Source organism: Parasphingorhabdus sp., from assembly GCF_036964675.1.
Taxonomy (GTDB): Bacteria; Pseudomonadota; Alphaproteobacteria; order Sphingomonadales; family Sphingomonadaceae; genus Parasphingorhabdus.
On sequence record NZ_JBALTF010000017.1, the window covers coordinates 1 to 10703 of the forward strand.

Below are 10703 nucleotides of genomic sequence, written 5' to 3' on the forward strand. Positions count from 1 at the left end.
CTTCGTATTTTCCGGACAGATGGCGCAGTTCATCCCGGCGGATTTTGACGGTCGCGTCGTGATGGACTTTGGCGATGTCGATAGCGCAAAGTTTGAAAGCTATGCCGACGATGGTGCCGGACCAATGGCCTGGATCAACCGCCGGGAAGGGCGCTTGTTGCAGGCCTTCGAGAAAGAGATTGCCGACCGGGTCGACCATAGTCTGTTTGTCAGTGAAGCCGAGGCGCGGCTGTTCCGTGAGCGCTCGGGATTGTCCGATGATCGGGTCAAGGCAGTCGGCAACGGGATAGATCTGGAATTTTATGGCGCGCCGGATGTGCAACCGGAGGGCCTTGAAAATAGCGGTCCGATGATCCTGTTCACCGGCCAGATGGACTATCAGCCGAATGTGCAAGCCGTGCAGAGTTTTAGCCAGCAGGTCATGCCGGACATAGTTTCGCGCTTTCCTGACGCTCGCTTTGCCATTGTCGGGCGGTCGCCCACGGACAAGGTCAAGCAGCTTGATGGCAAGAATGGCACGGTTGTGATCGGAGCGGTCGATGATATTCGCAGCTGGATCATGGCGGCCGATATCGTGGTCGCGCCGCTGAGGATCGCGCGCGGTATCCAGAACAAGGTGCTTGAGGCGATGGCGATGGCCAAGCCGGTGGTTGCATCGGCATGCGCCGCCGAGGGCATCGACGCGATCAACGGTGAGCATTTTCTGATCGCCGATACTGTTGATGACGAGGCGCGTCTGCTGTGCGAATTGCTGCAGGACCCCGCGCGGGCCAGGCGGCTGGGCGAACAGGCGAAACAGCTGATTCATGCGCATTATTCATGGGAAACGCAGCTCGCCGACCTGCCAGGCTTGTGCGGATTTCCCGAACCGCTGGTTGCGGAGGCAGCGGCATGACGAGCGCGACTGCCGATCATATCGGAAGCAGCCCACAGCCTGTGATTTCTGTTTCGCTCTGGTCTAGGCATCTGAAATTGCTGGCGCTTGCCAGCCTGTCGATATTGGCGATTTTCTGGCGCGATGGCGCGGACATGGTCCGGACATGGTGGTCTATCTCTACCTATAATCACTGCCTGCTGATTGTACCGATCCTCTATTGGCTGGTGCAGCAGCGGCAGGAAGAGCTGGCAAAAATTACCCCGGAAATCTGGCTGCCGGGACTGTTCCTGACCGGCATTGCCTCGCTGGGTTGGTTGCTGGGAGAAGCCGCTGGTGTTTCCTTTGCGCGCCATCTCGGGCTGTTGATGATGCTGCAGGGCGCGGTTGTTACATTGCTTGGTCCGACCGTTGCGCGCGGACTGATATTCCCTCTGGGCTTCAGCTTTTTCCTCGTTCCGTTCGGAGAGGAATTCGTACCGTTCCTGCAGATGGTCACCGCCAAATTGTCGATGATCTTTCTCGGTTGGGCCGATATCCCGGCCTTTATCGACGGGATATTCATATCCACGCCGACTGGCTATTTCGAAGTGGCCGAGGCCTGTTCGGGGGTCATGTTTCTCATCGCCATGGTCGCTTATGGCGCGCTGGTCAGCAATGTCTGCTTCCAGAGCTGGTACCGCCGGATATTGTTCATGATCGCTTCGGTGATTGTTCCGGTGGTCGCCAATGGCATCCGCGCATTCGGCACCATCTATATCGCCCATCACACATCGCTCGATTTTGCAGTCGGCTTTGATCATATTTTCTACGGCTGGTTCTTTTTCGCCTTCGTCCTGATATTGGTCATGGCCATTGGCTGGCCCTTTTTTGATCGCAAGATCGATGACCCGGTGATCGATGGCAATGCGTTGCGCCAAAGCCAGTCGCCACGAGTGACCGCGCAAAAGCCGGCGACGGTCCTGGCCGCGATGGCGGCGATCATTTTGGTCCCTGTGCTCTGGACGTCGGTCCTTGCCGCACAGGAATCGCCGGTCCCGGACAAAATTGCTCTGCCGGAAGTTGCCGGCTGGCAGAGAGTGGACTACCAACCCCTTTACCCCTGGCAACCGCAGTTTGACGGCGCCAGTCATCAGCTGCTCGGCCGCTATCGAAACATTTCCACCGGCATGGAAGTCGATCTGTCGATCGCGGTATATGATCGTCAGGCAGAGGGGCGGGAGATCGTCGGCTATGGGCAGGGCGCTCTTGTCCCGAATTCGCAATGGTCGCGGAACCAGACTCTGGAGGCACCGGAAGGCGCGGCCGCCGTCGAATTGATCGCGCCCGGACCGGTGGTGCGCGATGTTGTTTCTTTCTACCGGATTGGGGGCAAGCTTACCGGCAGTGGCTCGGTGGTGAAGCTGGAGACGCTGAAGAGCAATATTTTCGGCGGGCCGCAGCAGGCGGTGGCGATATTGGTTTCGTCGGAGACCAAGCGCGAGGCATCGCCGCGGATTTCGATCAATGCATTTCTCGCTGATTTGGGACCGGTCGACAAATTGGCTGACGCGATGGCGGGGCTGCGCTAGGGCGCACATATGTGCGGAATTGCAGGTATCTTTCATTTGGAGACGGCCAAGCCGGTTGATCCCGATCGCCTGCGCAAGATGACCGACAGTATCGCTCACCGGGGCCCGGATGGATCCGGCTTCTGGACCGCGCCGGGTGTCGGCCTTGGTCATCGGCGGCTTTCGGTCATCGATCTCGAAGGTGGCGCGCAGCCGATGCTGACTCCCGACGAAGCGCAAATCCTGATCTTTAACGGCGAAATCTATAATTTTCGCGAAGTGCGCGCGGAGCTGGAAGGCCTTGGTCATCAATTTCTGACCAGCAGCGATAGCGAAGCCATTCTCTATGCATGGCGGCAATGGGGGGTTGATTGCCTGAAACATCTGAATGGGATGTTTGCCTTTGCTCTCTATGATCAGCGCAAGCGGCAATTGTTTTTGGCTCGCGATCGCCTGGGCGTGAAGCCATTGTTTTACGCACCGGTTTCCGACGGCAGCATATTGTTCGGTTCGGAACTTAAGGCCCTGCTGGCCAATCCCTTGTTGCGCCGGGATCCGAATCTCCGGGCGGTCGATGACTATCTGGCCTTTGGCTATGTGCCGGATCAGACTTCGCTGCTCAAAGGTGTCAAGAAGCTCCCCGCCGGTCATTATCTGCTGCTCGAGCAAGGCAAGCCGGAACCCGCGCCCGTCCAATATTGGGATATGGATTTCAGCCAGCGGCATAAAGCGTCGGCAGGCGCGCTGGAAGAAGAGCTGGTCGCACTGCTGAAACAGGCCGTGGGTTCGCGGATGGTCGCCGACGTGCCGCTCGGCGCCTTTCTCTCCGGCGGTGTCGACAGCAGCGCGGTGGTGGCTTTGATGGCGGAGAAAAGCCGTCGGCCGGTCAAGACCTGTTCGATCGGTTTTGATCAACAGTCTCTGGACGAGACCGGCTATGCCCGGCAGGTCGCCGAACGGTTCCAGACCGATCATCGCGAACGGATCGTGGCTGCCGATGATTTCGGCCTGATCGATACGCTTGCTGATCATTTTGACGAGCCTTTTGCCGATGCGTCCGCCTTGCCGACCTATCGGGTGTGCGAGCTGGCCCGCGAAACCGTCACCGTGGCGCTGTCCGGAGATGGCGCGGACGAAGCGATGGCGGGCTATCGCCGTCATGTCTTTCACCATACAGAAGAACGGGTGAGGGGCCTGTTGCCGCAATCCTTGCGCGGACCGGTATTTGGCTGGCTGGGGTCGGTCTATCCCAAGGCCGACTGGGCGCCGCGCCCGTTTCGCGCCAAGTCGACCTTGCTGTCGCTCGCGCGGACAGGACCGGAAGGCTATGCCGAAGCGGTCGGGGTGACCACGCCATCGGGGCGCCGGCAAATCTATTCGGACCGCATGCGCGGCGATCTCGGCGATTATCAGGCGGAGCAGCGGATGATCGACCTGATGGAAAATGCGCCGGCGCGTAACGGGCTGGACCAGGCGCAATATGCCGACATGAAAATGTGGCTGCCCGGCGATATATTGACCAAGGTCGACCGCACCAGCATGGCGGTCGGTCTGGAAGCGCGGGAGCCGTTGCTCGATTACAAGCTGTTGGAATTCGCGGCGAAGCTGCCGACCAATTTGCGGGTGCACAGGGGGCAGGGCAAATATCTGCTGAAAAAATCGATGGAACAATATCTTCCGGACGACATTCTCTATCGGCCGAAAATGGGCTTTGTCACTCCGATTGCGCAATGGTTTCGCGGGCCGCTGGCCGACACCGCCCGGGACATCGCCAGCGGCGGCAATCTGGCGCGCACCGGCTGGTTTGACAGCAAGGCCATGTGCAAGGTCGCAGGCGACCATATCGCCGGTCGGTCCGACAACAGCCGCTTGCTTTGGCAGCTGCTGATGCTCGACAAGAGCCTGCCGCGGCTATTCGGCCTCTAGTATTCCTGCGCAGGCAGGAATCCATCTCTCGCGATCGCGTCTAGACGCGCTGATCCATGATGGGCCCCTGCCTACGCAGGGGCACGGTCAATCCGGATAGATGGCTTCTACAAAATAGAGACCATCGGGCGGCGCATTGAACCCGAGCGCATTGCGGTCTTTGGCCGCCAGCGCGTGTTTCAGATCCACTTTCGTCCATTTTCCGGTTCCGACCAGTTTCAGGCAACCGACGATCGAGCGGACCTGATGATGCAGGAAGGAGCGGGCGGATACTTCCACTTCTATTTCCTCGCCAAAGCGGCTGACTGATATGGTGTCCAGCGTCTTGACCGGGCTCTGCGCCTGACAATGGGCGGAGCGGAAGGTGGTGAAATCATGCTGTCCGATCAAAACCTGCGCGGCATTGTGCATCGCTTCGGCATCGAGCTTGGGGGCAACCTGCCAGCTCAGGCCGCGGTCAAAGGTCAGTGGCGCCCGGCGGTTGGTGATCTTGTAGAGATAGCGCCGTCCCTCGCAGGCGAAGCGGGCGTGCCATTCGTCGTCGACGATCTCGCAGGCGAGTGCCGCAACCGGGTTGGGACGCAGTCCGGCATTGATGCCCTCACGCAATCGGAAGGGCGTCAGCTTGGTCTCCAGATCGAAATGGGCGCGCATCGCCAGCGCATGGACACCGGCATCGGTGCGACCTGCCGCGAAAACACGAACGGTCTGGCCGGTGATCTTGTGGATCGCCTGTTCCACCGCCTGCTGGACGCTGGGGCCGTGATCCTGATGCTGCCAGCCCATGAACGGACGGCCATCATATTCCAGGGTGAGGGCAAAGCGGGTCATTGCAGGACGGTTCCGATCGGTATTTTTGTGCCGTTGAGGAAGGATTTGAGATCCATTGCTGGCTTGCCGGCTTTTTGAATGATTGTGGGCTGGATCGCTCCGGTGCCGCAGCCGATCAGCAGATGGTCGTCCAAAGCCTTGCCAGGCGCGCCTTTGGCATCGCTGACCTGAGCTTCGAGAATCTTGTATCGATTGTTCTCAAATTCGAAAAAGGCACCCGGCTGGGGATTATAGGCCCGTATCTGCCGTTCCACCTGTTCGGCAGACCCGCTGAAATCCAGCCGTGCTTCCTGTTTCTTGATCTTCTTCGCATAGGTGGCCAGCGCATCATCCTGTGCTTCGGCGGCATAGTGCGATGGCGATGCCAGATATTGCACCATCAAGTCCGCACCCGCAATGGCCAGCTCTTCGGTCAGTTCGCCAGCGGTTTTTCCGTTGATCGGAGTCGCGGCCTTGAGCAACATCGGACCGGTGTCCAGTCCCGCCTCCATCTGCATGATGGTGATTCCGGTTTCCGTGTCACCAGCCAATATGGCGCGCTGCACCGGAGCGGCGCCGCGCCAGCGCGGGAGCAGCGAGCCGTGAATGTTCAGGCAGCCCATTTTCGGCGCATCCAATATCGCCTGCGGCAGGATCAGGCCATAAGCAGCGACAATCGCTGCATCCAGATCGAGCGCGGCAAAGGCCGCCTGTTCGGTCTCGCCCTTGAGCGAAACCGGCGTGCGCACTTCGATGCCAAGCTCCTCGGCCACGCGCTGTACGGGTGAGGGGGCGAGCTTTTTGCCGCGCCCGGCTGGCCGTGGTGGCTGGGAATAGACCGCAACAATCTCATGCCCGGCTTCGTGCAGCGCGTTGAGCGCCGGCACGGCAAAATCTGGGGTTCCCATGAAGGCAATGCGCAGGGATTTGTGGCCGGACGTCATAATTTATCTTTCTTCGGGTCACACGGGTCACACCCCCTAATCCGGAAAATGATTTTTCCGGAATCGCGGCATCCCCGTCACATATTTCTGCGTATCACATCACATAGCTGATCCATCACTGACATGACCCGGACAATATCGTTTCCGGTTGGTGTAGGACAGGCATTTTGTGCTTGGCAGGTTCGTGCGGCTGCTCCTAATGACTAAGCCATGGCATCGCAAGAGATCGAAAATCTGGTTCAGGCCCTAGCAAAGCTCCCCGGCCTTGGTCCGCGTTCGGCGCGGCGAGCGGTCTTATATCTGATCAAGCGTCCGGAAACCGCGATGAAGCCGATATTGGCGGCGATGGAACGCGTCGATCAGCGGCTGGTGACCTGCACGATCTGCGGCAATGTCGATACCCAGGATCCCTGCCAGATATGCATCGACCCACGCCGCGATGAAAAGGCGCTGTGCGTGGTCGAGGAGGTTTCCGATCTCTGGGCGCTCGACAAGTCGCGGCTGTTTCCGGGAAAATTTCACGTGCTCGGCGGCAAATTGTCGGCACTCGACGGCGTTCGCCCCGAGGATATCGGGATCGATACATTGATCCGGCGGGTTGAAGCGGGCGGTATTGACGAGGTGGTGCTGGCGATGAACGCGACGCTGGAGGGCCAGACCACTGCCCATTATATCGCCGAACGTCTGGAAAATTATCCGATAAGACTCAGCCAGCTGTCGCATGGCATACCGGTCGGTGGCGAGCTGGACTATCTCGATGAAGGTACATTGGCGCAGGCTTTGCGCTCCCGAAGGCCGATAAATAAAGATTGAGCCGCTTTTGGTCGAAGGAGCGTTCGGGGCGGCCAGAAATTTGCCTGAAAACCTTCCAGATTGCGGGGATATTGAGCCATACCGGCTATGACGTTACGTCATCCTGCTCATATTTTTAATTTTCTGCTCACCGAGGAAGCCCCCACAAGAACGGTCATGGCAAATCGTCTGCCCGTTTCTTGCGCGAAGCGCCCGTCATAAGCTGACAAAAAAGCCACAGTTCGCGGAAAACCGTCACTCAGACCTTCGATTTGGCTGTCAAAATTAATAGGTCGGGCTATCATCACCGAGGATAAAAAAGAAGTTTTCAGGAGAGCATGTTATGAAACTAGCGTTGAATCTGTCTGCGTGCGCATTCGCACTTGCAGCAATCGCCACCGCCCCCGTCTATGCACAAACCCAATCAGATGCGGCCGATCAAGCTGGCGGCGCTGATGAAGGTACCGTCGATGATAATGTGATCGTGGTGACCGCACAGGGCCGGGCGCAGGCCTTGTCCGATGTTCCTATTGCTGTTTCGGCGATCGGCGCGGAACAATTGCAGAAAAGCGGAACCAGCGACATTCGCGAGCTTAATCAGCTTGCGCCTTCCTTGCTTGTGTCATCGACCGGCAACGAAGCCAACGGTTCTGCCCGTATTCGCGGTATTGGTACGGTGGGCGACAACCCCGGTCTGGAAAGCTCCGTGGCTGTGTTCATCGACGGTGTTTATCGTTCGCGCAGTGGTAATGCGCTCAGCGAACTCGGTCCGATTGACCGGATCGAGGTTTTGCGCGGACCGCAGGGGACCTTGGGCGGACGAAATTCTTCTGCTGGTATGATCAGCATCACTACCGCTGCGCCGGAATTCGTGTTTTCCGGACATGCCGCCGCCACTTATGGCAATTATGACCAGCTCCGTCTGGAAGCCGGCATCAATGGCCCGCTCAGCGACACCATCGCTGCCCGGATCGACGGCGTTTATCTGAAACGGGACGGGTTTTACACGGATGTTGTGAACGGGACCGAAGTCAATAACAAAGACCGCTTTCTCGTTCGCGGACAGCTTTTGTTTGAACCCAATGAAACGCTGACGGTTCGTGTGATTGGTGATTATTCCAAGAAAGACGAATCCTGCTGCGCGGCGACCTTCGTACAGCCGAGCTTTGCCCAGCAAGCACGGGTGAGCCCGGGCCTTGATCCTTTTGCGCTTCCGTTGCCTGGTGCGCCCGCTCTTACCAGTACCCAGAACCCGATCATTCCGGTGCTTTTGGCTCTCGGTCAAAACAGCAATGCCCTTACCCAAGACACGTTCAACCGGGACATTTATGTCACCCCCGGTCGCTCCTATGCCGGCGAAACAGAGGATTTCGGTGGTTCGGTTGAGATCAATGCCGAACTGGGCAACCTGAACCTGACATCGATTACCGGATATCGGGAATATTCCAACTTCCAGGCCTCTGACACGGATTACACGCAGGTCGACATTCTCTATCGTGCTCCGACCAAAAATGCCGGTGCCCGGGAATTTAAAACCTTCACGCAGGAATTGCGACTGCAGGGTGCGGCGTTTGATGACAAGCTGGATTGGTTGATCGGCGGTTTCTATGCCAACGAAAAGCTCGAAACACGGGATAACATCCGCTTCGGTTCGCAATATGGTGCGTTCGCGCCATGCCGGATCGTCAATGCGGTCAATCCTGCCCTTGCGTCACCGACCAGCACAGGCTGTCTGAGCGCAGGCGGCCGGGCTGTATTGCAAGCCGCAAATGGCGGAGCCGGTGCATTTGGTGCCGCTACACCGCTGATTTTTGCCGGTCTGGATAATCTGGCCCAGATCAATGACAAGGGAACGGTGCTAGATACATATAATCAGAAGAGCGAAAATTTTGCTGTTTTCACCCACAATATTTTCCACATTACCGACAAGCTCGATCTGACCCTGGGGCTGCGCTATACGAATGAAACCAAGGACTTCAACGCAGCCTTTACCAACGATAATACAATGTGCCCGACGCAACGCGCATTGTTCACGCCGTTGCTCGCTGGGCCGCTGGGTGGATTGGCAGCCGGTCTGATTGGCCTGTCCTGTCAGGGCAATTCAACGTCCGAACTGGACGGTGTAACCTTGGCTGACAGCCGGAGCGAGAATGAATTTACCGGTACCGCCATATTGTCCTACAAACCAACCGACGATCTGCTGCTCTATGGTAGTTTCTCGCGCGGTTATAAGGCTGGCGGTTTCAACCTTGACCGGTCTGCCTTGACCAGTTCCACGCTGGTCAATCCGGCGTTGGCAGGCGATACCGCCAATCTGCAATTTGACCAGGAGACAGTAGACGCATTCGAAATCGGCGGAAAATATTCAACCCGCGAATTTTCGCTAAGCGTTGCGGCTTTCCGTCAGCAGTTTGACAATTTCCAGCTGAATACGTTCAACGGTTCCGTTTTCCTGGTTCAGAATATCAACGCATGTAGCGATAATCTGAATGGTGCGGATAGCGATGCCAGCGGCGCAACCGGTGCCTGTGCTCCGGATAAGGTCAAATATGGCGTTGTCGCACAAGGTGTCGAACTGGAAGCGTCGATCAATCCGGTCAGAGATATCAATATCTCGATGGGCCTTACCTATACCGATACCAGCTATGAAAATGATCTGGTCGGCAAGGATAGCGGCGCTGCCCTGGATCCGGCCTTGCGCCTGCTGCCAGGTGACAATCTGTCCAACGCACCTGAATTTACCGCTACGGCGTCACTGTCTTATACCCCGCCAATCGGGAACAGCGGTCTGACCGGTCTATTCTATGTGAACGCTCGCACGACCAGCGACTATAACACCGGTTCGGATTTGCTTTATGGCAAGGAACAGGACGGGTTCACGCTGGTAAATGCGCGTATTGGTATCCGTGGTCCTGACGACAAATGGGCGATCGAAGGATGGGCACAAAATGTGTTCAATGTTGGTTATTCGCAGGTTGCGTTCAACACGCCATTTGTCGCATCGCAGCAGACCTATTCGGCTTTCCTTGCGGAACCAAGAACCTATGGCATCACCTTGCGTGGGCAGTTCTAAATCAAGCCATAGACTCTGATTAAAACAAGGCGTGCGGTTCACCAAATGGACCGCACGCCTTTTCATTTGCCCCGTCATCGCTGAGCATTGGGTCGCCTGGTCTGGCTGTGGTGGTGCGTTGCGGGCATTTTTGATAGCGGATGGGCATTCAAGCCGGCCAGCAAACACTTGCCCACGCCGCTTGACGAATCCCGGCACAATCCCTAAATTTGCACCATGGCTGTATTACCGATCCTAGAGGTGCCTGATCCGCGCCTGAAAATTGTGTCCGAACCCGTGACGGCGTTTGATGACGAACTGAAAATGCTGGTCAAGGACATGTTCGAAACCATGTATGACGCGCCGGGCATCGGTCTGGCCGCGATTCAGGTCGGCGTAGCCAAACGGGTGCTGGTGATCGATCTCCAGGAACCCATGCCGCACGAGCATGACCATGGCGAACACTGCGACCATGATCATGGCGTGATCAACGATCCGCGCGTGTTCATCAATCCCGAGATACTGGATCCGTCAGAGGATCTGAACCTATACAGCGAAGGCTGTCTGTCGGTGCCCGATCAATATGCCGATGTCGAGCGCCCCGCGGCGATCACCGCGCGCTGGCAGGATGTTGAAGGCAAGCAATATGAAGAGCAGATCGAAGGCCTGCTGGCGACCTGTCTGCAGCACGAGATGGACCATCTCGAAGGGATATTGTTCATCGATCATCTGTCGCGGCTGAAGCGGCAAATGGT

Annotated in this window: 8 protein-coding genes; 6 read left to right on the forward strand and 2 right to left on the reverse strand. The window is 57.5% G+C overall.

Annotated features, from left to right (window positions below):
- The 3 genes from V7665_RS04810 to V7665_RS04820 all read left to right on the forward strand — a co-directional run.
- Positions 1–895: glycosyltransferase (locus V7665_RS04810; protein WP_335663405.1), on the forward strand; the 895-nt coding region annotated here is incomplete at its 5' end.
- Positions 892–2445, forward strand: coding sequence for an exosortase A (gene xrtA / locus V7665_RS04815; protein ID WP_335663406.1), 1554 nt, complete (start codon positions 892–894; stop codon positions 2443–2445). The genes V7665_RS04810 and xrtA, both read left to right, overlap by 4 nt.
- A gap of 9 nt (positions 2446–2454) precedes the next feature.
- Positions 2455–4350, forward strand: coding sequence for an XrtA/PEP-CTERM system amidotransferase (locus V7665_RS04820; protein ID WP_335663407.1), 1896 nt, complete (start codon positions 2455–2457; stop codon positions 4348–4350).
- Positions 4351–4437: 87 nt separating this feature from the next.
- On the opposite strand, the gene truA is transcribed toward V7665_RS04820, so the two are convergent.
- Positions 4438–5181, reverse strand: coding sequence for a tRNA pseudouridine(38-40) synthase TruA (truA, locus tag V7665_RS04825; RefSeq protein WP_335663408.1), 744 nt, complete (start codon positions 5179–5181; stop codon positions 4438–4440).
- Positions 5178–6083, reverse strand: a complete 906-nt coding sequence (fmt, locus tag V7665_RS04830) for a methionyl-tRNA formyltransferase (protein ID WP_335663441.1) — start codon at positions 6081–6083, stop codon at positions 5178–5180. Before fmt ends, truA begins: the two co-directional genes overlap by 4 nt.
- A 231-nt stretch (positions 6084–6314) precedes the next feature.
- Here fmt and recR point away from each other — a divergent pair, with 231 nt between their 5' ends.
- The 3 genes from recR to def form a co-directional block, all read left to right on the forward strand.
- Positions 6315–6917, forward strand: a complete 603-nt coding sequence (gene recR / locus V7665_RS04835; protein ID WP_335663409.1) for a recombination mediator RecR — start codon at positions 6315–6317, stop codon at positions 6915–6917.
- A gap of 322 nt (positions 6918–7239) precedes the next feature.
- A complete protein-coding gene (locus tag V7665_RS04840) occupies positions 7240–9969 on the forward strand; it encodes a TonB-dependent receptor (RefSeq protein WP_335663410.1) in 2730 nt (909 codons plus the stop codon).
- A 216-nt stretch (positions 9970–10185) separates the two neighbouring features.
- Positions 10186–10703 (forward strand): peptide deformylase (def, locus tag V7665_RS04845; protein WP_442955177.1); only part of this gene is annotated, 518 nt, incomplete at its 3' end.

What these genes read in the sequence shown, in the direction of transcription:
- xrtA (WP_335663406.1), top strand. Translation starts at nt 892, where the DNA reads ATGACGAGCGCGACTGCCGATCATATCGGAAGCAGCCCACAGCCTGTG.
- V7665_RS04820 (WP_335663407.1), top strand. Translation starts at nt 2,455, where the DNA reads ATGTGCGGAATTGCAGGTATCTTTCATTTGGAGACGGCCAAGCCGGTT.
- truA (WP_335663408.1), bottom strand. Translation starts at nt 5,181, where the DNA reads ATGACCCGCTTTGCCCTCACCCTGGAATATGATGGCCGTCCGTTCATG.
- recR (WP_335663409.1), top strand. Translation starts at nt 6,315, where the DNA reads ATGGCATCGCAAGAGATCGAAAATCTGGTTCAGGCCCTAGCAAAGCTC.
- V7665_RS04840 (WP_335663410.1), top strand. Translation starts at nt 7,240, where the DNA reads ATGAAACTAGCGTTGAATCTGTCTGCGTGCGCATTCGCACTTGCAGCA.